General features: G+C 70.1%; 23 protein-coding genes. 8 read left to right on the top strand and 15 right to left on the bottom strand.

The genetic code is table 11. From position 1 onward, the window contains the following. Positions 1 to 7 precede the first annotated feature (7 nt). From AQI95_RS30305 to AQI95_RS46685, 4 genes are all read right to left on the bottom strand, one after another. On the bottom strand, positions 8 to 1,150 hold the full coding sequence (locus AQI95_RS30305; protein WP_067131081.1) for a globin domain-containing protein: 1,143 nt from the start codon (positions 1,148 to 1,150) through the stop codon (positions 8 to 10). A gap of 663 nt (positions 1,151 to 1,813) precedes the next feature. Then, positions 1,814 to 2,491, bottom strand: coding sequence for a pentapeptide repeat-containing protein (locus tag AQI95_RS30300; RefSeq protein ID WP_079071548.1), 678 nt, complete (start codon positions 2,489 to 2,491; stop codon positions 1,814 to 1,816). A 53-nt stretch (positions 2,492 to 2,544) separates the two neighbouring features. Continuing rightward, positions 2,545 to 3,708: an ABC transporter substrate-binding protein gene (locus AQI95_RS30295; RefSeq protein ID WP_208614304.1), complete on the bottom strand. Its 1,164-nt coding sequence runs from the start codon at positions 3,706 to 3,708 to the stop codon at positions 2,545 to 2,547. A gap of 122 nt (positions 3,709 to 3,830) precedes the next feature. Continuing rightward, positions 3,831 to 4,118, bottom strand: coding sequence for an MmyB family transcriptional regulator (locus tag AQI95_RS46685; RefSeq protein WP_244188893.1), 288 nt, complete (start codon positions 4,116 to 4,118; stop codon positions 3,831 to 3,833). An 85-nt stretch (positions 4,119 to 4,203) separates the two neighbouring features. Here AQI95_RS46685 and AQI95_RS49215 point away from each other — a divergent pair, with 85 nt between their 5' ends. Then, positions 4,204 to 4,425, top strand: a complete 222-nt coding sequence (locus tag AQI95_RS49215; RefSeq protein WP_067130853.1) for an aldo/keto reductase — start codon at positions 4,204 to 4,206, stop codon at positions 4,423 to 4,425. A gap of 55 nt (positions 4,426 to 4,480) precedes the next feature. Here AQI95_RS49215 and AQI95_RS30280 read toward each other — a convergent pair whose 3' ends face one another. Beyond that, complete coding sequence (locus AQI95_RS30280) at positions 4,481 to 5,920, bottom strand: gamma-aminobutyraldehyde dehydrogenase (RefSeq protein WP_067130850.1); 1,440 nt, start codon at positions 5,918 to 5,920, stop codon at positions 4,481 to 4,483. 170 nt (positions 5,921 to 6,090) lie between these two features. Here AQI95_RS30280 and AQI95_RS30275 point away from each other — a divergent pair, with 170 nt between their 5' ends. The 6 genes from AQI95_RS30275 to AQI95_RS30250 all read left to right on the top strand — a co-directional run bounded on the left by AQI95_RS30275 (position 6,091) and on the right by AQI95_RS30250 (position 11,903). After that, positions 6,091 to 6,612: an Lrp/AsnC family transcriptional regulator gene (locus AQI95_RS30275; protein ID WP_067130848.1), complete on the top strand. Its 522-nt coding sequence runs from the start codon at positions 6,091 to 6,093 to the stop codon at positions 6,610 to 6,612. Then, on the top strand, positions 6,597 to 7,979 hold the full coding sequence (locus AQI95_RS30270; RefSeq protein ID WP_079071547.1) for an aspartate aminotransferase family protein: 1,383 nt from the start codon (positions 6,597 to 6,599) through the stop codon (positions 7,977 to 7,979). The genes AQI95_RS30275 and AQI95_RS30270 overlap by 16 nt, the downstream gene beginning before the upstream one ends. A gap of 251 nt (positions 7,980 to 8,230) precedes the next feature. After that, complete coding sequence (locus AQI95_RS30265; RefSeq protein ID WP_067130843.1) at positions 8,231 to 8,971, top strand: ABC transporter ATP-binding protein; 741 nt, start codon at positions 8,231 to 8,233, stop codon at positions 8,969 to 8,971. After that, on the top strand, positions 8,953 to 10,422 hold the full coding sequence (locus AQI95_RS30260) for a hypothetical protein (RefSeq protein WP_067130840.1): 1,470 nt from the start codon (positions 8,953 to 8,955) through the stop codon (positions 10,420 to 10,422). Before AQI95_RS30265 ends, AQI95_RS30260 begins: the two co-directional genes overlap by 19 nt. Positions 10,423 to 10,501: 79 nt before the next feature. Continuing rightward, positions 10,502 to 10,909: a VOC family protein gene (locus tag AQI95_RS30255; protein WP_067130838.1), complete on the top strand. Its 408-nt coding sequence runs from the start codon at positions 10,502 to 10,504 to the stop codon at positions 10,907 to 10,909. A gap of 298 nt (positions 10,910 to 11,207) precedes the next feature. Then, complete coding sequence (locus tag AQI95_RS30250) at positions 11,208 to 11,903, top strand: LAETG motif-containing sortase-dependent surface protein (RefSeq protein ID WP_208614301.1); 696 nt, start codon at positions 11,208 to 11,210, stop codon at positions 11,901 to 11,903. A gap of 79 nt (positions 11,904 to 11,982) precedes the next feature. On the opposite strand, the gene AQI95_RS30245 is transcribed toward AQI95_RS30250, so the two are convergent. The 5 genes from AQI95_RS30245 to rlmN all read right to left on the bottom strand — a co-directional run bounded on the left by AQI95_RS30245 (position 11,983) and on the right by rlmN (position 17,886). Then, on the bottom strand, positions 11,983 to 12,774 hold the full coding sequence (locus AQI95_RS30245; protein WP_067130832.1) for a maleylpyruvate isomerase family mycothiol-dependent enzyme: 792 nt from the start codon (positions 12,772 to 12,774) through the stop codon (positions 11,983 to 11,985). Positions 12,775 to 12,799: 25 nt separating this feature from the next. Then, the gene (locus AQI95_RS30240) at positions 12,800 to 13,819 is read right to left on the bottom strand and encodes an ABC transporter ATP-binding protein (protein ID WP_067130828.1); all 1,020 of its coding nucleotides are present in this window, start codon (positions 13,817 to 13,819) and stop codon (positions 12,800 to 12,802) included. Further along, the gene (locus AQI95_RS30235) at positions 13,820 to 15,421 is read right to left on the bottom strand and encodes an ABC transporter permease (RefSeq protein ID WP_067131075.1); all 1,602 of its coding nucleotides are present in this window, start codon (positions 15,419 to 15,421) and stop codon (positions 13,820 to 13,822) included. A gap of 38 nt (positions 15,422 to 15,459) precedes the next feature. Next, positions 15,460 to 16,533 (bottom strand): thiamine ABC transporter substrate-binding protein, encoded by a 1,074-nt coding sequence (locus AQI95_RS30230; RefSeq protein ID WP_067130826.1) that lies wholly within the window; start codon positions 16,531 to 16,533, stop codon positions 15,460 to 15,462. 246 nt (positions 16,534 to 16,779) lie between these two features. Next, on the bottom strand, positions 16,780 to 17,886 hold the full coding sequence (gene rlmN / locus AQI95_RS30225; RefSeq protein ID WP_067130822.1) for a dual-specificity RNA methyltransferase RlmN: 1,107 nt from the start codon (positions 17,884 to 17,886) through the stop codon (positions 16,780 to 16,782). Between the two features lie 358 nt (positions 17,887 to 18,244). On the opposite strand from rlmN, the gene AQI95_RS30220 reads away from it, so the two are divergent. Further along, a complete protein-coding gene (locus tag AQI95_RS30220; protein ID WP_067130819.1) occupies positions 18,245 to 18,913 on the top strand; it encodes a YceI family protein in 669 nt (222 codons plus the stop codon). Between the two features lie 90 nt (positions 18,914 to 19,003). Here the strand turns inward: AQI95_RS30220 and AQI95_RS30215 are convergent, their stop codons facing one another. From AQI95_RS30215 to rpsB, 5 genes are all read right to left on the bottom strand, one after another. Then, the gene (locus AQI95_RS30215) at positions 19,004 to 20,149 is read right to left on the bottom strand and encodes a phosphatidate cytidylyltransferase (RefSeq protein ID WP_079071546.1); all 1,146 of its coding nucleotides are present in this window, start codon (positions 20,147 to 20,149) and stop codon (positions 19,004 to 19,006) included. Continuing rightward, positions 20,149 to 20,706, bottom strand: coding sequence for a ribosome recycling factor (gene frr, locus AQI95_RS30210; protein WP_067131072.1), 558 nt, complete (start codon positions 20,704 to 20,706; stop codon positions 20,149 to 20,151). The genes AQI95_RS30215 and frr overlap by 1 nt, the downstream gene beginning before the upstream one ends. A 199-nt stretch (positions 20,707 to 20,905) precedes the next feature. After that, a complete protein-coding gene (gene pyrH, locus AQI95_RS30205; RefSeq protein WP_067130814.1) occupies positions 20,906 to 21,664 on the bottom strand; it encodes a UMP kinase in 759 nt (252 codons plus the stop codon). 204 nt (positions 21,665 to 21,868) lie between these two features. Beyond that, positions 21,869 to 22,705, bottom strand: coding sequence for a translation elongation factor Ts (gene tsf / locus AQI95_RS30200; protein ID WP_067130811.1), 837 nt, complete (start codon positions 22,703 to 22,705; stop codon positions 21,869 to 21,871). 175 nt (positions 22,706 to 22,880) lie between these two features. Continuing rightward, positions 22,881 to 23,786, bottom strand: coding sequence for a 30S ribosomal protein S2 (gene rpsB / locus AQI95_RS30195; protein WP_067130808.1), 906 nt, complete (start codon positions 23,784 to 23,786; stop codon positions 22,881 to 22,883). Positions 23,787 to 24,060: the final 274 nt, after the last annotated feature.

The following is a 24,060-nucleotide window of genomic DNA, read 5'->3' as shown; positions in this document are numbered from 1 at the left end:
CGCACGCTCAGCCCTCGGGCCGTTCGCGCAACCGCCGGGGCAGCAGCGCGGCCTCGAGTGCGGGCACGTCGAAGGGGTCGAAATGGATCCGCTCCTGCGGGATGCCCTGCCGGGCCAGGGCGGCGCTGGCCTGCGTGACCATGTCCACCGGCCCGGAGAGGAACGCCTCGTGCCGGTACCACGGCCCGAACTCGTTCAGCACCCGCGGCAGGGTGCCCTCCAGCCCCGCAATACGCTCGTGCGACACCGCGGCCCGCACAGAGAGCCAGTGGTGCCGCTGGGACATCCTGAGCATGTCGTCCAGGCCGTAGAGCTCCTCGGCGGTCCGCGCGCCGACGAAGACGTCGACGTAGCGCTCCGCCCCGATGCGGACCGCGTCCTCGACCAGGGCCTTGATGGGGGCCATGCCGGTCCCGCCGGCCACGCACACCAGATCCCGGTCGGTGCGCGGGTCGAGCGTCATGTCGCCCTGAGTGGGTCCGAGCCGGACCACGTCCCCGGGCTTGGCGCTGTAGACCAGGCCCTGGCTGACCTGGCCCTGGGCGACCGCGCGCACGTGGAAGGTCACGGTGTTGTCCGGTCTCGGCGCGTGCGCGGGCGAGTAGTAGCGCCACGCCTTGGGGTGCCAGGGCGTCTCCACGCTCGCGTACTGGCCTGCCGTGTACGGGTAGGGCGCGTCGGGCCGCACGGTGATCTCCGCGATGCCGTGGCCGCGGTGCAGGTGGTGGATGATCTCCGCCTCCCACACCGCGGGCGCCGTGCGGGCGTCCTCCCCCGCGGCGTGCGTCATCACCTGTGCGACGACGTCGTAGCCGTGCGTCCACGCGGCGGCCAGCTCCGGGCTCCACGCCGGGCCGGCGTAGCGGGCCAGGGATGCGAGCAGGCACTCGCCCACCGCGGGGTAGTGGCCGTCCAGCGCCCCGAACTTGCGGTGGTCGCGGCCGAGCCTGCCGCAGAACCGGATCAGGTTCTCCGGGTCGTCGACGAGGTCGACGATCCGCAGCAGCCCGCGCAGCAACCGGTCGCGCTGAACGTCCAGGTTGTCCGGGAAGAGCCCGCGCACCTCGGGGTAGCGGGTGAACAGAATGGCGTAGAAATACACCGTCATGTCCGCCGCGTACGGGCCGACCACGGCCACGCTCGCACGCATCAGGGCGATTTCCTCGGCGGTCAGCGGCACGAGGTCCGGCGGCGGACTCGACTCCGGGGGCGGACTCGGCTCCGGGGGCGGGGGAGCGGAAGGAGGCGCTGCCGATTCCGGTGGCTGCGCCGTCGCATCCGCTGCGCCACGGCGTCCTCGCGACGCACGGGAGAACATCACCGGGCGCCTCCCGCTTCAGATTGAATCGTCATCACCATGGGGGAAATTCGGTGTCAGAGCAGGGTCCGCCATTCGGCTGCGGCGCCGTCACGATACGACGCCAGGGATCAACTCGGCCGCACACGGGCGACTTGAGAACGGATGGGGCGGAACTCCCCGGGACGTCCTGCCGTTCGATGGCGATCGACAGGAACGCATTCACCCTAATACACAATCTTCACTCGTCAACCGAAGGATTGGCACGACCTCGCCGCCACTCACGCGCGCCTGTTTCTGCCGGTGAGTTGTCGGAACTCGCTCCGTATTGTGATCCGAAACCAGCCGGTTTCAGGAGCTGCCATGGATTCAGAAGGCATGGCTGACGACAGCGTAATACCGCATGAATTCACCGGGCTGAAGGTGATCTCTGTCGGTAAATCCGGATAACCGGGGCACTCGGGTTCTTGGGCTGTGGTCCCGATTGCCGCTTCCGCCCCGGCCCCCGCCGGGTGCTCAGGGGGTGAGGACTTCCACTCGCGCCCCGCGTTCGTTCAGCCAGACCTCAAGGTCCCGGCCACTGATCTCTCGCGCACCGTCTGCCCCGGCTACCCGGGCGGGGCCGAAAACGGTGCCCGTCAGCCCCTCGACGATGCTGCGGTCGTCCAGCAACACCTTGAAGGAGGTCTCCCGAACCGTCGCATGGGACAGGTCCGCCCCGTACAGCTTGGTCTCCAGCAGGGCCGCGCCCTCCAGCTTGCTTCCTCGCAGACTTGCTCCGGAGGCGTCGACCCCCCAGAGCTCCGCACTGCCCAGGTCTGCGCCGTCCAGGTTCGCTCCGGCCAAGGAGGCTCCATCGAGAACAGCCTTCACCAGGCCGGCGTCAGAGAGGTCGGCTTCGGCGAGGACGGCACCCTCCAGATGAGCGCGATAAAGGTCACAGCCGGAGAGATTGGCTTTCCGTAGGACTGTCTCCGTCAACAGCCCATTCGCAAGATCGGCTCCCGAAATATCAACGCCGGTCAGGTCGAGCCCCGCCACGTCCAGCAGAGCGTCCTCCTGTGCCGCCCAGCCCTTCAGGACCGCCGCAGCCTCCGGGTCGGCGGGCAGCAGCTTGACCTTGTCGTCGAGGTCACCGCAGGTCAAGCCGTTGGCGTAAGCCGTGAATTCGCCCTCGAACTTCCCCGCGTGCATTCGCGCTCGAACTTCCCCGCCGTGTCCTCGGTCTTGCCGGCGTACCACTCCGGTCACAACCCCACGATCTTGTTCCAGCGCTTGGCGAATTCCACCCGTTCCGTGGAGGTGATGTCGCGGGCGATGGCGAGGCGTCGGCGCATCGTGCTGTCGGGGAAGATCAGCGGGTTGTCGGCGAGGGCCGCGGTGTCCTTGTCCGGTGAGGCCGCGAGGACCTCCTTGGCGGCCGGGACCGGGCAGACGTAGTTGACCCAGGCGGCGAGCTTCGCGGCGACCGCGGGGTCGTAGTAGTAGTCGATCAGGCGCTCGGCGTTGGCCTTGTGGCGGGCCCGGTTGGGGATCATCAGGGAGTCCGACCAGAGTTCGGCGCCCTCCTCGGGGACGACGAAGCGGATGTCGGGGTTGTCGGCCTGGAGCTGGATCACGTCGCCGGAGTAGGCCTGGCAGGCCAGCACGTCGCCGCTGACCAGGTCCTTGGTGTAGTCGTTGCCGGTGAAGCGGCGGATCTGGCCGCGGTGGATCTGCCGTTCCACCTCGTCGCAGACCGTGTGGAAGTCGGCCGCCGTCCACCGCGTGATGTCCACGCCGTCGCCCTGCATGAGCAGCGCGAAGGACTCGTCCAGGCCGGACAGGAGCGTGACCCGGCCCTTGAGGTCGCTCGCCCAGAGATCCTTGACGTGCCGGATCTCCCGGCCGAGCTTCTTGCGGTTGTAGGCGATGCCGGTGATGCCCGACTGCCACGGCACGGTGCACAGCCGGCCCTTGTCGAAGGCGGGCGAGCGCAGCAGCGGGTCCAGGTACTTCGCGACGTTCGGCTGACGGGCGCGGTCCATCTGCTCCACCCAGCCGAGGCGCACGAACCGCGCGCACATCCAGTCGCTCATGACGATCAGATCGCGGCCGGTGGACTGGTGGTTCATCAGCGCCGGGCTGATCTTGCCGAAGAACTCGTCGTTGTCGTTGATCTCCTCGACATAGTCGACCTTGATCCCGGTGCGCTTCCCGAACGCCTCCAGCGTGGGCCGCCGGTTCGGGTTCTTGTCGTCGGTGTCGATGTACAGCGGCCAGTTCGCCCAGGTCAGCTTCTTGTCGGCCGCGGACTCGTCGGCGACGGCCCGGTCGCCGGGCGCGACATAGGCGGCGGGCACCCCGCAGCCGGCCAGGGCGCCGAGCGCCGCGGTGCCGCCGAGGGCGCGCAGAAGGGAGCGGCGTGACATCACGGACGTACGAGAGGAAGTCTGGGGCACCCAGGAAGGATGCCTCCCCGCCCGTTGAACGGACAATCGACGCAGCGTCGAGCATGCCCCTGCCTGCCCGACACCTTGTCGATCGGCGGCGGTCATGCCCCGGTCATGCCTGGGCCATGCGTCGCTCCGGCGCCGGTCAGCCCCCGGCTGTCCGCGAACAGGGCACGGTAGCGGGGGTCCAGGAAGATCAGGTGCGCGAACGCCCGCCGCTCGCACGGCATGTCGCCGAAGTCGCCGAAGACCGCTGCGGCGAGCGCGTTCCAGGCCGGCACCTGGGTGAGGTGGTCGCAGACGTAGGCGGGGCCGGGCTGGGCCAGGTTGCGCAGGTGCGCCCGCTCGGCCGGGCCCAGGCGCAGCGCCCGGCCCACGGCCTCCAACACCCCGTCAGGACGACCGGCAGTCCATCGAGACCGTGCACCGGGCGGTCGAGCTGGGCGTGAACTGGATCGACACCGCCGCCGTCAGGTGACGGCCGATCTGGAAGCGGAAGGCAAGGTGCGGGCGATCGGCTTGTCCAACCACAGCCCTGAGCAGCTGGCGGTGGCGCGGCGCATCGCCCCGGTCGACGCGGTCCAGCCCCCGCTGTCCCTCCTCAACCGCTCGGCGGAGCCCGAGATCGACTGGCCCGCCGGCCGCGGCACCGGCGTGATCCCCTACCAGCCGCTCCACTTCGTGGCGGCGCAGTGACACACCGCGGCCCCGGGCAGGGAGGCTTCCTGCCCGGGGCCGGTGTTCTGGAGCCTTACTCGCCCAGGGACGTCATCACGTGCTTGATCCGCGTGTAGTCCTCGAACCCGTACGCCGACAGGTCCTTGCCGTAGCCGGACTTCTTGAAGCCGCCGTGGGGCATCTCGGCGACCAGCGGGATGTGGGTGTTGATCCACACACAGCCGAAGTCGAGCTTCTTGGACATGCGCATCGCGCGGGCGTGGTCCTTGGTCCACACCGAGGAGGCGAGGGCGTACTCGACGCCGTTGGCCCACTCGACGGCCTGGCTCTCGTCCGCGAAGGACTGGACGGTGATGACCGGGCCGAAGACCTCGTTCTGGACGATCTCGTCGTCCTGCTTCAGACCCGAGACGACGGTCGGGGCGTAGAAGTAGCCCTTGTCGCCGACCCGCTGGCCGCCCGCCTCGACCTTGGCGTGGGCGGGCAGGCGCTCGATGAAGCCGGAGACCTGCTTGAGCTGGTTCGGGTTGTTCAGCGGGCCGTAGAGGACGTCCTCGTCGTCCGGCTGACCCGTCTTCGTCTCGGCGGCGGCCTTCGCCAGCGCGGCCACGAACTCGTCGTGGATGGACTCCTGGACGAGGACGCGGGTCGCGGCCGTGCAGTCCTGGCCGGCGTTGAAGAAGCCCGCGACCGAGATGTCCTCGACGGCCTTGGCGATGTCCGTGTCCTCGAAGACCACGACCGGGGCCTTGCCGCCCAGCTCCAGGTGGACCCTCTTGAGGTCCTTGGAGGCGGACTCGGCGACGGACATGCCCGCGCGGACCGAGCCGGTGATCGAGGCCATCGCCGGGGTGTCGTGCTCGACCATCAGACGGCCGGTGTCACGGTCGCCGCAGACGACGTTGAAGACGCCCTCGGGCAGGATCGAGCCGATGATGTCGGCGATCAGGACGGTGGAGGCGGGGGTGGTGTCCGAGGGCTTGAGGACGACCGTGTTGCCCGCGGCGATCGCCGGGGCGAACTTCCACACGGCCATCATCATCGGGTAGTTCCACGGCGCGACCTGGGCGCAGACGCCGACCGGCTCACGGCGCACGATCGAGGTCATGCCCTCCATGTACTCACCGGCCGAGCGGCCCTCGAGCAGCCGCGCCGCGCCCGCGAAGAAGCGGATCTGGTCGACCATCGGCGGGATCTCCTCGGAGCGGGTGAGCCCGGTCGGCTTGCCCGTGTTCTCCACCTCGGCCGCGATCAGTTCCTCGGCGCGCTCCTCGAAGGCGTCGGCGATCTTCAGCAGCGCCTTCTGCCGCTCGGCGGGGGTCACGTCGCGCCAGGCCGGGAAGGCACGGGCGGCGGCCTCCATGGCGGCGTCCACGTCCGCCTGTCCGGAGAGCGGGGCGGTCGCGTACGCCTCGCCCGTCGCGGGGTTGACCACCTCGGTGGTCCGCCCGTCGGCGGCGTCCCGGAACTCACCGTCGATGTAGTTGCGCAGACGACGCAGCTCGGTGCTCACTGCCGGCCTCCTGATCTGGTGCTCACTGTCCGATTGCTGAGACACCCACCCTAGTCGTCGGAGCCACGTTTTCAACACCCCCACCACCGCCAGTTCTGCGAAATCCGCAAGGTTCAGAGTCTCAAACAACGAATTTCATCGCTGGAGGCTTGCGGAACTGCCGAGACCTCGTGCACAGTGAGGTCGTGGCCAGTCGAAGCGCAGACCAGAGGGACTCCACCCGCGAGTCCAGGAACGGCGGCACCCCCCAGTTGGACGCCGTCTCCCTCGCCATCATCCAGCAGCTCCAGGAGGACGGCCGCAGGCCGTACGCCGCGATCGGCAAGGCCGTCGGCCTGTCGGAGGCGGCCGTGCGCCAGCGCGTCCAGAAGCTGCTGGACCAGGGCGTGATGCAGATCGTCGCCGTCACGGACCCGCTCACCGTGGGCTTCCGCAGGCAGGCGATGGTCGGTGTCAACGTCGAGGGCGATGTCGAGTCGATCGCGGACGCGCTGACCGGCATGTCGGAAGTCGAGTACGTGGTGATGGCCGCGGGCTCGTTCGACATCCTCGCCGAGATCGTCTGCGAGGACGACGACCACCTGCTGGACGTCATCAACAAACGCATCCGGGCCCTGCCCGGGGTGCGCTCCACCGAAAGCTTCGTCTATCTGAAGCTGAAGAAGCAGACCTACATGTGGGGAACCCGATAACCGTGACCCAGAAGGACCTCAGCCGCACCGCGTACGACCACCTGTGGATGCACTTCACCCGCATGTCCTCGTACGAGAACTCCCCCGTCCCGACCATCGTCCGGGGTGAGGGCACCTACATCTACGACGACAAGGGCAAGCGCTACCTCGACGGTCTCGCGGGCCTCTTCGTGGTCCAGGCCGGTCACGGCCGCACGGAACTCGCCGAGACCGCCTTCAAGCAGGCCCAGGAGCTGGCCTTCTTCCCGGTGTGGTCCTACGCCCACCCGAAGGCCGTCGAGCTGGCCGAGCGGCTCGCCGACTACGCCCCGGGCGACCTGAACAAGGTCTTCTTCACCACCGGTGGCGGCGAGGCCGTCGAGACCGCCTGGAAGCTCGCCAAGCAGTACTTCAAGCTGCAGGGCAAGCCGACCAAGTACAAGGTCATCTCGCGTGCCGTCGCCTACCACGGCACCCCGCAGGGCGCCCTGTCCATCACCGGCCTGCCGGGTCTGAAGGCCCCCTTCGAGCCGCTGGTCCCGGGCGCGCACAAGGTGCCGAACACCAACATCTACCGCGCCCCGCTCTTCGGCGACGACCCTGAGGCCTTCGGCCGCTGGGCCGCCGACCAGATCGAGCAGGAGATCCTCTTCGAGGGCCCGGAGACCGTCGCCGCGGTCTTCCTGGAGCCCGTGCAGAACGCCGGTGGCTGCTTCCCGCCCCCGCCCGGCTACTTCCAGCGCGTGCGCGAGATCTGCGACAAGTACGACGTGCTGCTCGTGTCGGACGAGGTCATCTGCGCCTTCGGCCGCCTGGGCACGATGTTCGCCTGCGACAAGTTCGGCTACGTCCCGGACATGATCACCTGCGCCAAGGGAATGACCTCGGGCTACTCCCCGATCGGCGCCTGCATCGTCTCCGACAGGGTCGCCGAGCCGTTCTACAAGGGCGACAACACCTTCCTGCACGGCTACACCTTCGGCGGCCACCCGGTCTCGGCGGCCGTGGGCCTCGCCAACCTCGACCTGTTCGAGCGCGAGAACCTCAACCAGCACGTGCTGGACAACGAGGGCGCCTTCCTGCAGACCCTGCAGAAGCTGCACGACCTGCCGATCGTCGGCGACGTCCGCGGCAACGGCTTCTTCTACGGCATCGAGCTGGTGAAGGACAAGAACACCAAGGAGTCCTTCAACGACGAGGAGACCGAGCGCGTCCTGTACGGCTTCCTCTCCAAGGCGCTGTTCGAGAACGGCCTGTACTGCCGTGCCGACGACCGCGGTGACCCGGTCATCCAGCTCGCCCCGCCGCTGATCTCCAACCAGGAGACCTTCGACGAGATCGAGCAGATCCTGCGCGCCACCCTCACGGAGGCGTGGACGAAGCTCTGACCGTCCTCGCAGCACCGATCGTCCTCGAAGATCCGCAGATCCCGATTCCGCGGATCCTCGGATGATCCTTCTGGATGATCAACACCGGCCCCGGTGCCCCCGTTCGAGTGAGAACGGCGGCCCGGGGCCGTGTGCTGTCCGGCCCTCCGGTGACGGCTGCCTAGCGTTCCAGTGACCGATCAGCCCAGCGTTCGTTCCCCCGGACGAGGGAACAGGCGCGGGAAATACGGATCAGAACGAGGTGTACGCCCATGGAGGCACCGCCGGACAACGACGTGCTCTGGGCACGCTCGCTGCACTTCAGGCACCCCGACGGGTCGCCCGCACTCGCCGGGGTCTCGCTCGCCGTGCGCGAGGGCGAGATCCTCGCCGTCACCGGTCCGCGAGGCAGCGGCAAGACGACCCTGCTGCGCTGTCTGTCCGGCCTGGTGCCCGTGCGCATGGGCGAGGTCTGGTTCAACAGCACGCCCCTGCACACCCTCGGCCCCATGCGCCGCGAGCGGCTGCGTCGGGACCGCTTCTGCTGGATCGATCCCGCGCCGGTCCTGGTCCCGGAGCTGAACGCCTGGGAGAACGTCGCGCTCCCCCTGATGCTGCGCGGCGCCGGCCGCCGCAGGGCCAAGATCGCCGCGCTGGAGTGGCTGGAGCGGCTCGACGTCGGCGACAAGGCACGCAAGCGCCCCTACGAACTCCAGCAGGCCGAACGACAGCGTGTCTCGATCGCCCGCGCGCTGGTCCCGGCCCCCACCGTGCTGTTCGCCGACGAGCCCACGGCACCGCTGCACCACGCCGACCGCACCCAGGTGCTGCGCACGCTCACCACGGCCGCCCGTTCGCACGCCATCACCGTGGTCCTCGCCTCGCACGACCCCGGCGCCGCCGCCCTCGCCGACCGCACCCTGGCCCTGCTGGACGGCCGGCGCGTGAGCACCCTGCACCTGCCGGACGCGAACGACACGGAAGGCCGGGCCGCGTGCTCGCTCTCCGTCTGACCCGCGCGGCCCGGCCCGCCGTCCAACTGCGCCGCCTGCTGGTGGCCGCGGCGGCCGGCGGCACCGGTTTCCTGATGCTGGCCTGCCTCGGCTACGCCCTGGGCCACCCGGAACGGGCCGGCGCCGCCGCGCTGCGGCTCGCCTGGTGCGCGGTGCCGTTCGCCGCCACGGTCTACTTCGCGCTCGCCGTCGCCCGCACCGACCCCGGCACCCGGCCGCGCTCCGGCCTGTCCGCCGTAGGCCTCGGCCCAGCACGTCTGATGGCGATCTCCGCGCTGACCACGGCCCTGTCCTGCGCGCTCGGCTCGCTGCTCGCCCTGCTGGTCTTCCTCCATCTGCGCGGCGACCTCACGGGCATGCCCTTCGACGGCGCGGCGGCGGACTTCCTGGCGGCCGACCTCCCGCTGCCCGTCCCGGCGGCCCTGACCCTGCTGGCCCTGCTCCCCGCCGCCGCCTCGACGACGGTGGCCCTGTCCCTGCAGCCGAGGGACCCCCGCCCCGCCTCCCCGAGCGTGCGCGCGTACGGCCGTTTCGGGGCGTACGGCCGCGCGGTGGCGCGGGAGACGTTCGGAGCGTACGGACGCTTCGGCGCCCGCCTCGGCCGCCCCTCCCCGGGCGACCGCCGGCCCTCGGGCAGCGGCGTCGCCGAGCGGCCGGCCGAGGACGGCGGGCAGGACGGCCCGCAGACCGACAGCCCGCACACCGACGGCCCTCGGACCGGCAGCCTCCAGACCGGCAGTCTTCATGCCGGTAACCCTCGGCTCGACGGCTCCCGGCCGGACAGGCCGGCGTCCGACAGGTCCCGGACCGACAGGTCCCGGACCGCGACCGACGCCGAGCCCCCGACACCGGACGCCGACTGGAGCGACCCCGAAGACCAGCGCCCGAAGGGCGCGCCCGTCGACTTCCCCTGGGGGGTCGCCCTCCTCGCCACGGGCCTCACCGTCCAGGCCTACGCCGGCGGTTCGAACCTCGCCGTGCTCGCCGGCTGGCTCCTCACCGCCGGCGGCCTGGTCCTCGCCGCCCCCGGTCTCACCCATCTGTGCGGCCGGCTCCTGCAGTCCACCCGGCCCGGCGCGCTGCGCCTCCTCGCCGGCCGGGTCCTCATGACGGAGGCCACCCGCATCGGCCGCCCTCTCGGTGTGGTCAGCGCGGTCACGTCCGCCGGCTACGCCATGACCACGCTGTACGCCGGCTCACCCCCGGCGTTCGGCCCGCTGACCACCCTGGGCGCGCTGCTCGTCACCGGCTGCACGGTCGCCACCGTGCTCACCGCGGCCGTGGAGACCCGCCAGTGCCGGGCCGACACGACCGCCGCGCTGCTGCGGCTCGGCGCCCCGGTCACCACGCTGCGCGCGGCCGCCGCCCTGCGCGCCGGGGCCCTGCTGGCGGTGTTCGGGCCGCTCACCCTCGTCATCGCCGGCGTGGCGGCACTCCCGGTGGCCCGCTGACCGGTGAGTTCTCCCGGGGGCACCGGTCTACCCACCGAACACGCCGACCCTCACACGAACCACTACGGGAGAGACCCTCATGTACCAGCAGATGATCTTCGTGAACCTGCCCGTGAACGACCTCGACGCCTCGAAGAGGTTCTTCACGGACCTGGGCTACACGATCAACCCGCAGTTCAGCGACGAGAACGCCGCCTCCGTGGTGATCAGCGACACCATCGTCGCGATGCTGCTCACCAAGCCGTTCTACGCGACCTTCACCAAGAAGGAGATCGCCGACGCCACCACGACCAGCGAGGTGCTGGTCTGTCTGAGCGCCGAGAGCCGCGAGAAGGTGGACGAGCTGGTCGACAGGGCGATCGCGGCGGGCGGCAAGCCGAGCGGCCAGACCCAGGACCACGGCTTCATGTACGGGCGCGGCTTCGACGACCTCGACGGCCACTCCTGGGAGGTCATGTGGATGGACCCGACGGCCGTCCAGGGCTGACCCGTTCCGGGCCGGGCGCCACCCGTCGGTCCATCCGTCGGTTCATCTGTCGGTCCATGTCGTTCGACGGAGTCCGTATCGCCCCGGTTGACCGGAACGAGCGGGCTCCGGACGCGATCAAACGTCCCGGTGGTTAATGAGCGGGTAAAGCCAACACCCCTCGGCGGCATATGCATTGACACTGCTTACGGAGCGCTTATAGACCTGTGAGCCTCCTGGGGGTGCTGGGGCCTCACCTCATCCGTCGCCCCAACTCCCCCAAAGCCCCCCGCAGTTATGCACTCTGTAAAGGACAAACGTGTCCATAACCCGCCGTAGCGCACGCCGTTCCGTGCGCATTCTGGGTGTTGCCTCCGCCTCGGCCGCGGTGGTGCTGGGTCTGTCCAGCTCCGCCCTCGCGTGCAACATCCGTGACTTCAAGGCCGAAGCCAAGTGCGACGGCGACAAGGGCGTCATCGTCGTCACCGACACCGACGCCTCCGGTACCTCGGCCATCGTCTCCGTGTTCCTCAAGGGCACCGGTGGCGTCGAGAACAAGGTGGGCCAGCAGGAGGTCAAGGGCTCGGCCGAGGGCACTGCGGTCAGCATCCAGGAGGACTGGAAGCCGAACGCGACGTACCGCGTCCACGTCAAGGCAGGCCACATCGTCGACGAGGACGTCCAGCCCGACCTGGTGACCGCGTCCACCGCCTGCAAGACCGACAGCCCGACCCCGACCCCGCCGGCCTCCTCGACGCCGAAGCCGTCGCCGTCGAAGTCCGCCCCGGCCCAGTCGGCGACCCCGACTCCCTCGGCCTCCGAGTCCAGCTCCGCGCCGGCCGGCACCGTGCCGAGCAACGCGCCGTCCCCGGCGGCAGGTGACTCCAACCTCGCCGAGACCGGCGCCAGTTCCAACACCGGCCTGATCGCCGGCATCGCGGGCGCGCTGGTCGTCGTCGGCGGTGGCGCGGTCTTCTTCGGCATGCGCCGTCGTGGCGCGCGCGACAACGGCTGACGCCTCACCCCTTCGTACGCCACCGCGGCCCGTCCCCCTATCCCCAGGGGACGGGCCGCGGTCGTCCGTCCGACCCGCGTCAGCCGAAGGTGGCCCGCCGCAGCCAGAACTCCAGCAACTCCCGCTCGCCGAGCACCTCCAGTCCGGGGCTGTCCAGCGGCAGCCGGCGGTAGAAGGCGAGCAGCACGGAGGTGACCGGGCCGCGCAGGGCCACCGTGGCCTTCTCGTGCCCGCGCCGCCAGGCGATCGACTCCTCGCCCAGCTCGATCAGCCACTCGGCGTTCAGCGCCGGATCGGTGGCGTGCAGATGGATGCTGCTGCCCGGGCGGCGCAGGTCCTTGGCCGCGTCGTGCGGCATGTTCCGCTGCACCCACTGCACGAGCTGCAGCCACTCGTCCAGCGCGTCGACGGCGATGTCCGGCGCGACCTCGTACGGCAGCCCGGCCGCGAGCGTGGCGTCGGCACGGTGCACGGTGATCTCGTGGGCCATCCGGCGCGCCCAGAACGCGGAGTTCGCCACCCCGGCCCAGGCCCACACCGCGGTGTCCGGCCCGGCCTCGCGCAGAGCGGCGACGACCAGGTCGCCGGTCTCGGCGAGCCACTCGTCCAGGGCGGCCGCGTCGCCCTGCTTCTCCGGCCCCTTGGCCAGCGGGATCCGCTCCGCCGGAACGTTCTCCTGCGCCCGGGTGCGCACAAGGGTGTCCACCCAGCGCAGGGCACCCCCCATATGCCGTACGAGGTCCTCCAGCGACCAGTCCGGGCAGGTGGGCACGGTCGCGGACAGATCGGCGCCGGAGGTCACGACAGCCCTCAACTGTTCGACCTGGTGGGCGATTTCGTCACAGTAGCGGTCATGCGCGAGCAAAGTCATGCCCCTCACCCTAGGGGGGCGGTGATCAGTCGAGCACGGCGATTTCGGCCGCGTCGAACTCCACGCCGACCGCCTCACCGACCTCCGGCGCGTCCCGCAGTGCGCAGGCGGCCTCCAGGCGGGGTCCGTCCCCGGGCTGGAGACGGACGGCCACATGGCTGCCCTTGAAGGTGCGGGCGGTCACCGTGCAGGGCAGGCCGGCGTCGGCCGCCACGAGCCGCACCCCGGCCGGCCGGACCACCAGGGTGCGCCCGCCCTGCGGGGAGCCCTCGGGCACCGGCAGCTTGCCCCACGGGCTGTCGGCGGCCGTACCGGCGACCGTCCCGCCGACCACGTTGTCGAAGCCGAGGAAGCGGGCCACGAACGCGTCGGCGGGCCGCTGCCACACCTCGAGCGGCGTGCCGGACTGCGCGATCCGCCCGTCCCGCATCACCACCACCCGGTCGGCCAGCGCGAACGCCTCGCCCTGGTCATGGGTCACGGCGAGCACGGTCGTCCCCAACCGGCCGAACAGCTCGCGCAGTTCGACCACCAGGCGTTCCCTGAGCGAGCGGTCGAGCTGGCCGAGCGGCTCGTCGAGCATCAGCAGCCGGGGCCTCGGCGCGAGCGCGCGGGCGAGGGCCACGCGCTGCTGCTCGCCGCCGGACAGGGAGGCCACGGCCCGGCGGGCGGCGCCCGGCAGTCCGACCAGCTCCAGCAACTTCCCCACCTCGGCGTCCCGTTCACGCCTGGCGACACCGCGCATGCGCGGCCCGAACGCCACGTTCGCGCCGACGTCCCGCTGCGGGAAGAGCTGGTGGTCCTGGAACATCAGGCCGACGCCCCGCTTGTGCGCGGGTACGCCGGACTGGTCGCGGCCATCGAGCAGAATCCTTCCGCCGGTCAGGGGCTGCAGCCCGGCGACCGCCCGCAGCAGCGTCGACTTCCCGCTGCCGCTGGGCCCGAGCACGCACACCACCTCGTGCTCGGCGACGTCGAGGCCGACCGCGTCGAGCACGGCCCGCTCGCCGAAGCGCACGGTCGCGGCGTCGAGGCTGAGCAGCATCTAGAACTCCCCCGTCCGGTCGGTGCGCAGCCGCTCCAGGATCAGCAGGGCGACGGCGCACACCACCATCAGAATGGTCGAAAGGGCCATCGCCTGGCCGTAGTTGAGGTCTCCGGGGCGGCTGAGCAACCGGGCCACAGCGACCGGGAGCGTCGGGTTGTCGGGCCGGGCGATGAACACGGTCGCCCCGAACTCACCGAGCGAGACGGCGAACGCGAACCCGGCCGCGACCAGCAGCGCCCGCCGCACCATCGGCAGGTCCACCTCCCGCCACACCCGCCAGGGCGAAGCCCCGAGCACGGCGGCGGCCTCGCGCAGCCGGGCGTCCACCGCGCGCAGCACCGGCAGCATGGTCCGTACGACGAACGGGGCACCCACCAGCGCCTGTGCGAGCGGCACGAGAATCCAGGACTGCCGCAGGTCCAGCGGCGGCTTGTCGAGGGCGATGAGGAAGCCGAAGCCGACCGTCACGGCGGACACCCCGAGCGGCAGCATCAGCAGCGCGTCGAAGCCCCGCACCAGCCGGCCGGCGTCCCGCCGGGCCAGCGCGGCGGCGGCGAGACCTCCGATCACCACGGCGATGGCCGTGGCGGCGACGGCGTACTCCAGCGAGGTCCACACCGCGTGCACGGGCGCCACCAGGAACGTACCGCCGTCGGCGTGCGCGAGCGCCCGGTAGTAGCCGAGGCCGGGCGCGTCGAGGGAGCGGCGGACGAGCACGGTGAGCGGCAGGACCAGCAGCAGCGCGATGGTGGCGAGGACCCCGGCGAGCAGGGCCCACTGGCCGGCGCCGCGCGGGCGACGGGCGGTGGTCCTGGGGTCGACGAGGCGCAGGGCGGTCTCCCGGCGCCGCACCGTCCAGGCGTGCACGACGAGGATCGCGCCGACCGCGACGAACTGGACGAGGGTGAGGACCGCGGCCGAGGACAGGTCGAAGATCTCGGAGGTCTGCCGGTAGATCTCGACTTCGAGGGTCGAGAACGTGGGGCCGCCGAGGATCTGGACGACACCGAAGGAGGTGAAGGTGAACAGGAACACCATCAGCGCGGCGGCGGCCACGGCGGGCGCCAGGGCCGGCAGGGTCACCTTGCGCCAGGCCTTCAGCGGCGAGGCGCCCAGCATCCGGGCGGCCTCCTCCTGACGGGGGTCGAGCTGGGCCCACAGCCCGCCCACGGTCCGTACGACGACCGCGTAGTTGAAGAAGACGTGCGCCAGCAGGATCGCCCACACCGTGGTGTCCAGCCGTACGCCCCACAGCTCGTCCAGCAGGCCGCCCCGGCCGACCAGCGCCAGGAACGCGCTGCCGACGACGACGGTCGGCAGCACGAACGGCACGGTGACCACGGCCCGCAGCAGCTGCTTGCCCGGGAAGTCGAGCCGGGCGAAGACATGCGCGGCGGGCAGCGCGAGGAGCAGCGTGAGCGCGGTGGAGGCGAGCGCCTGCCAGGTGGTGAACCACAGCACGTGCCGGATGTCCGGCTGCGTGACCACGTCCGCGATCCGCCCGAACTGCCAGGCGCCGTCCGCCTTGAGCCCGCGCGCGACGATCGCGGCGACGGGCCAGGCGAAGAACACGGCGAAGAACGCGACGGGCAGGGCCAGCAGCCCGAGCCGCGCCGCGCTCCCCCGCCGGGTCCTCGCTACTTGAGTACGAGTGACGTCCACGCCTTGACCCACTGGTCACGATTGGCGGCGATCTTGCCGGGGGCCATGGTCTCGGGGTGCTGGGCGGCCGGGCCGTACTCGGTGAACTCGGTGGGCACCTTCGCGCCGTTCAGCACCGGGTAGACGTACATGTTCAGCGGCATGTCCTCCTGGAACTCCTTGGAGACCAGGAAGTCGATGAACGCCTTGGCGCCCGTGGGGTTCTTGGCGTTGCTCAGCAGCCCCGCGAACTCGATCTGCCGGAAGCAGGTGCCGCTCGCCACGCCGGTCGGGGCGGTGCTGGGCCGCTTCTTGGCGTAGATCACCTCGGCGGGCGGGGAAGAGGCGTACGACACCACCAGCGGCCGGTCGCCGCCGGCCTTCTTGCCCTCGGACGACCCGGAGAACTCCTGGTAGTAGGCCTGCTCCCAGCCGTCGACGACCTTGACGCCGTTGGCCTGGAGCTTCTTCCACCAGCCCTGCCAGCCCTGGTCGCCGAACCGCGCGGCACTGCCGAGCAGGAAGCCGAGGCCGGGTGAGGAGGTAGCAGCGTTCTCGGTGACCAGAAGGTTCTTGTACTTCGGCTCGGTCAGGTCGGCGAAGGACTGCGGCGGGGTCAGCTTGTGCGCGCTGAAGTAGGCCTTGTCGTAGTTGACGCAGATGTCGCCGTAGTCGACGGGCGTGACCCGGTGCCTGCCCTGGTCCAGCTGATAGGCGGCGCCGACCTTGTCGAGGCCCTTGGCCGTGTACGGCTGGAAGAGGCCGTTGTCGACAGCGCGGGACAGCAGGGTGTTGTCGACGCCGAAGAAGACGTCGCCCTGCGGGTTGTCCTTGGTCAGGATCGCCTTGTTGACGGCCTGGCCGGCGTCGCCGTCCTTGAGGACGTGGACCTTGTACCCGGTCTTCTTCTCGAAGTCCCGCAGCACGCTCTTGGAGACGGCCCACGAGTCGTGGCTGACGAGCGTCACGGTCTTGGCGTCCGCGGCGCTCTTGGTGTCCGACGATCCGCACGCGGACAGCGCGATCAGGCCGAGCCCGACCGCCACGGCCGTGAAGGTCTTGTTGTGCACTGGATGTCCTCCTGGGGTTGACCAGGAAGAACGCGGCCCCGTCCGGCCTTGTGCGAAGGCGGCCGGGCAGGGCGCAACAGCTCGAGTGATGACCGAACTTCCTACCCAGAATGACCTGGGCGAGGTTCAGAGGGTCTGCGGCCCGGTTGCCGCACTCTCAGCGCTGTGGCGCTCCCCTGTCGGAATATGAAGATGTGGGTGCTGTGAAGTTGTGAGCGCTATGAAGATGTGGGTGACCCGGCCAGATTACCGCTCGGTGGCCGCCAGCTGACCACAGGCCCCGTCGATCTCCTGCCCACGGGTGTCCCGGATCGTCACCGGCACGCCATGGGCGGCGATCGCCTCGACGAACGCCTTCTCGTCCTCGGGTCGCGAGGCGGTCCACTTCGACCCCGGCGTCGGGTTCAGCGGAATGAGGTTGACGTGCACCGGCTTGCCCTTGAGCAGCCGGCCGAGCCGGTCACCGCGCCAGGCCTGGTCGTTGATGTCCCGGATCAGCGCGTACTCGATCGACAGCCGGCGCCCGCTCTTCTCGGCGTACTCGAACCCGGCGTCCAGCACCTCGCGCACCTTCCACCGCGTGTTCACGGGGACGAGGGTGTCGCGCAGCTCGTCGTCGGGGGCGTGCAGGGAGATCGCGAGGCGGCACTTGAAGCCCTCGTCGGCGAACCGGTGGATGGCCGGCACGAGCCCGACGGTGGACACGGTGATCCCGCGCTGCGACAGCCCCAGCCCGTCGGGGGCCGGGTCGGTGAGCGCCCGGACGGCGCCGACGACGCGCTTGTAGTTGGCGAGCGGCTCGCCCATGCCCATGAACACGATGTTGGACAGCCGCGCCGGACCACCCGGCACCTCGCCGTCCCGCAGCGCACGCATCCCGTCCACGATCTGGTGGACGATCTCGGCGGTGGACAGATTCCGGTCCAGGCCCGCCTGGCCCGTGGCGCAGAACGGGCAGTTCATGCCGCAGCCCGCCTGCGAGCTGATGCACATGGTCACCCGGTCCGGATACCGCATCAGCACGGACTCGACGAGCGTCCCGTCGAACAGCCGCCACAGCGTCTTGCGCGTGGTCCCCTGATCGGTCGACAGATGCCGGACGACCGTCATCAGCTCCGGGAACAGCGCGTCGCGGAGCTTGTCGCGCGCCCCGGCGGGGATGTCGGTCCACTGCTGCGGGTCGTGCGCGTACCGCGCGAAGTAGTGCTGCGAGAGCTGCTTGGCGCGGAACGGCTTCTCACCGGTCTCGGCCACCGCGTCCTTGCGCTCGGCAGGCGTGAGATCGGCAAGATGCCGCGGCGGCTTCTGGGCTCCGCGCGGCGCGACGAAAGTGAGTTCTCCGGGCTTAGGCATGGCTGTACCAGTGTCTCAGATCCAATTGGGTGACCTGGGGCGTCGGTCGCCACGGCTGTCGGCACCCGTCGTCACCGGTCGCTGCCGGGCGGCCCCGGACGGGTCGGGGACGGCCCGGACAAGATCGTGGCGGGCCCAGGCCGTACGCGTCGCTTTCCGCGGACGCGGACGGCCGCGAGCTCCGGCGGAAAGCCTTCTTCCCGTGGTCTTCGGGCCGTGAGGCTGCGCGGGGCGACGACGCCGCGGAGCCGGTTGCCGGGGTTGTGCACGCGGTGGCCTGTGAAGTTCTGCTGACGAACGGTCGGGTTTCCTGGTCGGGCCTTGTCCCGTCCCTGGCCCTGACGTAACCACATGAGCCATGAACCTTTTCGGCCGCAACTCCTCCTTCCACCGGCGCGCGCAGCCGGCTGCCGCTGCCGTGGCGACCGCCGCCCCGGTGGCCAGTGCCCGTGCCACCGCCGTTCTGCCGGATCCCGCGCTGGCGGACCTCACCGGCGATTGGATGATCGATCCCGCGCACAGCAGGATCGGGTTCTCCGTGCGGCACGCGATGGTCACGACGGTGCGCGGCGCCTTCACGCAGTACGAGAGCCGGCTGCGCTTCGACGGCCGCGACCCGGCCCGCTCCCGGGCCGACCTCGTGCTCTACACCGCCAGCGTCGACACCGGCGTGGAGCAGCGCGACGCGCATCTGGTCGGCCGGGAGTTCCTGGACGCCGCGGCTCACCCGCGGATGACCTTCACGAGCACGACCGTGCAGCTCGTGGGCAAGAACGTCTACCGGATGACCGGCGATCTCACGATCAAGGACACCACCCGCCCCGTCGATCTGGAACTCACCTACATCGGTCATGTCACGGACGCGTTCGGCGACGAGCGCGTCGGTTTCGACGGCACCACCACCATCAACCGCTCCGACTGGGGTCTGACGTACGACGCCCGGCTCCTTCAGGGCGGGACCATGGTGAGCGAGACGGTACGTCTGCAGTTCGACATCGCCGCCATCCGCGCCACGCCCGCCGTCTGAGGCGCCCCCCACGGCCGCCCCGCCCCCGGACACGCGACGGGCCCCCGCCCTCTCACAGGACGGGGGCCCGGAAGCCGTACGGCACAGGGCTCACGCGGAGCCGACGAAGACCACCATCAGCAGCCAGACCACCGGGGCCGTCGGCAGGAGTGAGTCCAGGCGGTCCATGATGCCGCCGTGGCCGGGGAGCAAGGTGCCCATGTCCTTGATGCCCAGGTCACGCTTGATCATGGATTCGCCGAGGTCGCCCAGCGTGGCGCTGGCCGCGACCGCGAGACCGAGCAGCAGACCCTGCCACCAGGTGCCGTCGTCGATCAGGAACTGCATGCACAGCGCGCCCGCGACCATCGCGAACAGCACCGCGCCCAGCAGGCCCTCGCGGGTCTTGCCGGGGCTGATGCGCGGGGCGAGCTTGTGCTTGCCGAAGCGCCAGCCGACCGCGTACGCGCCGGTGTCGCTGACGACGGTGAGGAGAAGGAACGTCAGGACGCGCCAGGGGCCGTCCTGAGCGGTCAGCATCATCGCGACGAACGTGGCGAGGAACGGCACGTAGAACGCCGCGAAGACGCCCGCCGTGACGTCCTTGAGATAGTCCTCCGGGGATTCCGTCATGCGCCAGACCAGGACGGCCAGGGTCGTGAGCGCCATGGCGACCCACGCGCCCTCGGCGCCGCGCACGTACCCGGCGACCACCATCGCCGCACCGCCGACCGCGAGCGGCACCAGCGGCGCCTTGATGCCCTTGCGCTCCCGCAGCCTGCTGGTCAGCTCCCACAGACCGACGACGACGGCGACCGCGACCACACCGACGAACACGGCCTTGTAGACGAACAGGGAGGCGATGATCACCACACCGAGCCCGACCCCGACCCCTATGGCCGCGCTCAGGTCACGGCCCGCGCTCTTCTTCTGCGGCGCTGGCGCCGGCTGGTGGGCGTCGGGCATGGGCTCCGGATTCTGCTTCTCGGCCGGGACTGTCCGGGGCTGTGCGAACCCTGGGCGGAACTCGTCCTGGAACAAGGGACCACTCGGCCGAGCGGCCCCCCGGTCGTCGTCCTGGCCCCCGCCATGGGCGGGCTCGTCGGGCACGATGGGCATGGGGCGAGTGTGCTGCGCCTCAGGCGCATCGTACGCGGGACCCGCCGGGGCGGCCCCCTGGACAGGCCCACGCGCGGTGGGCCCCCAGAAGCCGGCCTGCCCCGCCGGCGGCGGTGCCCCCCAGGAAGAGTCGGTCATCAGACTTCGAGCAGCTCCGCTTCCTTGTGCTTCAGGAGCTCATCCACCTGGGCGACGTACTTCGCCGTGGTGTCGTCCAGCTCCTTCTCCGCACGGCGGACCTCGTCCTCGCCGGACTCCTTGTCCTTGACGAGCTTGTCGAGGGCGTCCTTGGCCTTGCGGCGCACGGAGCGGACGGAGACCTTGGCGTCCTCGGCCTTGCCCCTGGCGACCTTGATGTACTCGCGGCGGCGTTCCTCGGTCAGCTCGGGGAACGTCACCCGGATGATGTTGCCGTCGTTGCTGGGGTTGACGCCCAGGTCGGAGTCGCGGATCGCCTGCTCGATGTTGCGCAGCGCGCTCTTGTCGAACGGCGTCACGACCGCCATGCGCGGCTCGGGCACGGAGAACGAGGCCAGCTGGTTGATCGGCGTCAGCGCACCGTAGTAGTCGGCCACGATCTTGTTGAACATCGCCGGGTGCGCACGGCCGGTGCGGATCGCTGCGAAGTCCTCCTTGGCGACCACAACGGCCTTCTCCATCTTCTCCTCGGCCTCGAGAAGGATCTCTTCGATCACCACTTGCTCCTGTGTGTCTTGAGTAAGGCCCGGCTGCGGTTCCTGAAGTCGGTTGGCGGCCGGCTGCGTCGCGTCTTCTTCCTGCACGGTTCCGGACCGGCAGGACATTGTCCATCCCCCGGCCAGGGCGCGTCCCGCCCGTCCCCCGGAAAGGTGGCGGGTCAGGTGGCGCCCCCGGCGAAGGAGGTGCCGGTACGGGTCAGTCCCGGCTACCCTGTTCGCCCACCAGCGTGCCGATCTTCTCACCCTTGACGGCGCGGGCGATATTGCCCTCCGCGAGAAGCTCGAAGACGAGGATCGGGAGCTTGTTGTCGCGGCACAGCGTGACGGCGGTGGCGTCGGCGACCTTCAGGTCGCGGGTGATGACCTCGCCGTACCCGAGGGCGTCGAACTTGACGGCGTCCGGGTTGGTCTTCGGGTCGGAGTCGTAGACCCCGTCCACGCCGTTCTTACCCATGAGCAGGGCCTCGGCGTCGATCTCCAGGGCGCGCTGGGCGGCGGTGGTGTCGGTGGAGAAGTACGGCATGCCCATACCGGCGCCGAAGATGACCACGCGGCCCTTCTCCAGGTGGCGCACGGCGCGCAGCGGGATGTACGGCTCGGCGACCTGGCCCATGGTGATGGCGGTCTGCACCCGGCTGTCGATGCCTTCCTTCTCCAGGAAGTCCTGGAGGGCGAGGCAGTTCATCACGGTGCCGAGCATGCCCATGTAGTCGGAGCGGGCCCGGTCCATGCCGCGCTGCTGCAGCTCCGCGCCGCGGAAGAAGTTGCCGCCGCCGATGACGACCGCGACCTCCGCGCCGTCCCGGACGACGGCCGCGATCTCGCGGGCGATCTTGTGCACCACGTCCGGGTCCACGCCCAGGCCCCCGCCGCCGGAGAAGGCCTCTCCGGACAGCTTCAGCAGAAACCGGCCGCGTACTTTGCCGTCGTCGCTCTTCTGGGCCTTGGTGGTCATGGGAGATCCCGCCTCTTTCACGTGTTGCACATACGAAGAAGGCCATTGCCGATGGGGTCGCTTTTCGCTCCCATGCGCGGCAATGGCCTCCTCGTCAGATCTGCTGCCGTCCGCCCCACGCCCGGGTGTGGCGGTGTGCGCGGACGACTGCTGTCGACCCTATCGGGATTCCTCCGCGGGTCGTGCGTCGATCGCGGTACGGACTCAGATGCCGACCTTGATGCGCGAGAAGCGCTTCAGGGTGACACCGGCCTCGTCCAGCACCTTCTGGACCGACTTCTTGTTGTCGAGCGCGTACGGCTGACCGAGCAGCGTGGCGTCCTTGAAGAAGCCGTTGAGGCGACCCTCGACGATCTTCGGCAGGGCGGCCTCGGGCTTGCCCTCGGCGCGGGTGGTCTCCTCGGCGACACGACGCTCGGTCTCGACGACCTCGGCCGGCACGTCCTCCTTGGAGAGGTACTTCGGCGCGAAGGCGGCGATGTGCTGCGCGATGCCCTTGGCGATCTCGGCGTTCGGCTTGTCCAGCTCGACCAGGACACCGATCTGCGGGGGCAGGTCGGGCATGGTGCGGTGCATGTAGGCGAGCACGAAGCCGTCGGAGAACTGCGCGAAGCGGTCCAGGACGATCTTCTCGCCGAGGTTGGCGTTGGCCTCGTCCACGTACGCCTGGACGGTCTTGCCGGCCTCGATCTCGGAGGCGAGCAGGGCCTCGAGGTCGGCCGGGGAGGTCTTGGCGACGTGCTCGGCGATGGCCTTGGCCGCGGCCTGGAACTTCTCGCCCTTGGCGACGAAGTCCGTCTCGCACTTCAGCTCGACGATGACACCGGAGGAGTTGTCGTCGGCGATGATGGAGACCACGGCGCCGTTCTCGGCGGAGCGGCCCTCGCGCTTGGCGACGCCCTTCTGGCCCTTGATGCGCAGCGCCTCGACGGCCTTGTCGACGTTGCCCTCGGCCTCGTCCAGCGCCTTCTTGCAGTCCATCATGCCGGCGCCGGTGAGCTCACGGAGCTTCTTGACGTCAGCGGCGGTGTAGTTCGCCATGAGTCTGTGAGTCTTTCTCGAAGTCTGGAAGGTCTTCAGATCCGCACGGTATGCGTTCCACATATAGCCGCGGACCGCATACCTCGTGCCGACCTGCGGGTGAACAGCGGGGGCGGACTTGTCCGCGCCGAAGGCGCTGTCGGATTTCGTACCGCCCCCGCTGTCAACGCCTGTGTCAGGCCTGCTCGCCCTCGGCGGGCTTCTCCTCGGCCGGAGCGGCCTCGGCAGCCGGAGCCTCGGCGACAGGGGCCTCAGCGGCCGGGGCCTCGGCAGCCGGAGCCTCGGCGGCCGGATCCTCGTCAGCCTTCTTCTCACCCTCGAGCAGGTCGCGCTCCCACTCGGCGAGCGGCTCGCCCGCGGCCTTCTCGCCCTTGTCACCGGTGGCGACGCGAGAGCGGGAGATGAGGCCCTCGGCGACCGCGTCGGCGATCACACGGGTGAGCAGGGTGACGGAGCGGATCGCGTCGTCGTTGCCCGGGATCTTGTAGTCGACCTCGTCGGGGTCACAGTTGGTGTCGAGGATGGCGACGACCGGGATGTTGAGCTTCCGGGCCTCGCCGACCGCGATGTGCTCCTTCTTGGTGTCCACGATCCAGACGGCGCTGGGCACCTTCTGCATCTCGCGGATACCACCGAGGGTCTTCTCCAGCTTGGCCTTCTCGCGCGAGAGCACGAGAAGCTCCTTCTTGGTCAGACCGGACGCGGCGACGTCCTCGAAGTCGATCTGCTCGAGCTCCTTGAGGCGCTGCAGACGCTTGTAGACGGTCGAGAAGTTGGTGAGCATGCCGCCCAGCCAGCGCTGGTTGACGTAGGGCATGCCGACGCGGGTGGCCTGCTCGGCGATGGCCTCCTGCGCCTGCTTCTTGGTGCCGACGAACATGACCGTGCCGCCGTGGGCGACGGTCTCCTTGACGAACTCGTAGGCGCGGTCGATGTACGACAGCGACTGGAGCAGGTCGATGATGTAGATGCCGTTGCGCTCGGTGAAGATGAAGCGCTTCATCTTCGGGTTCCAGCGACGGGTCTGGTGACCGAAGTGGACGCCGCTCTCCAGCAGCTCCCGCATCGTGACGACGGCCATGGCCGCAACTCCTCGTTGTTCTCGGTTGTGCCGCGTCCGCCGGACGGCGGACGCGCCTGACGCCCGCGATGCGCCGTGCCGCGAAGGACCGAGGGGCGCTGACACCGGCCGGTGACCGGCCTGGTGTCGGGGCGTGCGAAGTCGACCCGGTGACCCGGATCGCCAGAAGAAGTGTACGGGACCGCCGAGGCACCGGGTGACGCCGCTGTCCACAACCGGGGAGCGGTCCACAGCCCCCGTCCGTGACCGGCGGGGCTGCGGGAGGGTTCTCGCA

The organism is Streptomyces yokosukanensis, from assembly GCF_001514035.1.
GTDB lineage: Bacteria > Actinomycetota > Actinomycetes > Streptomycetales > Streptomycetaceae > Streptomyces > Streptomyces yokosukanensis.
This window is presented reverse-complemented; position numbering and strand designations above follow the sequence as displayed.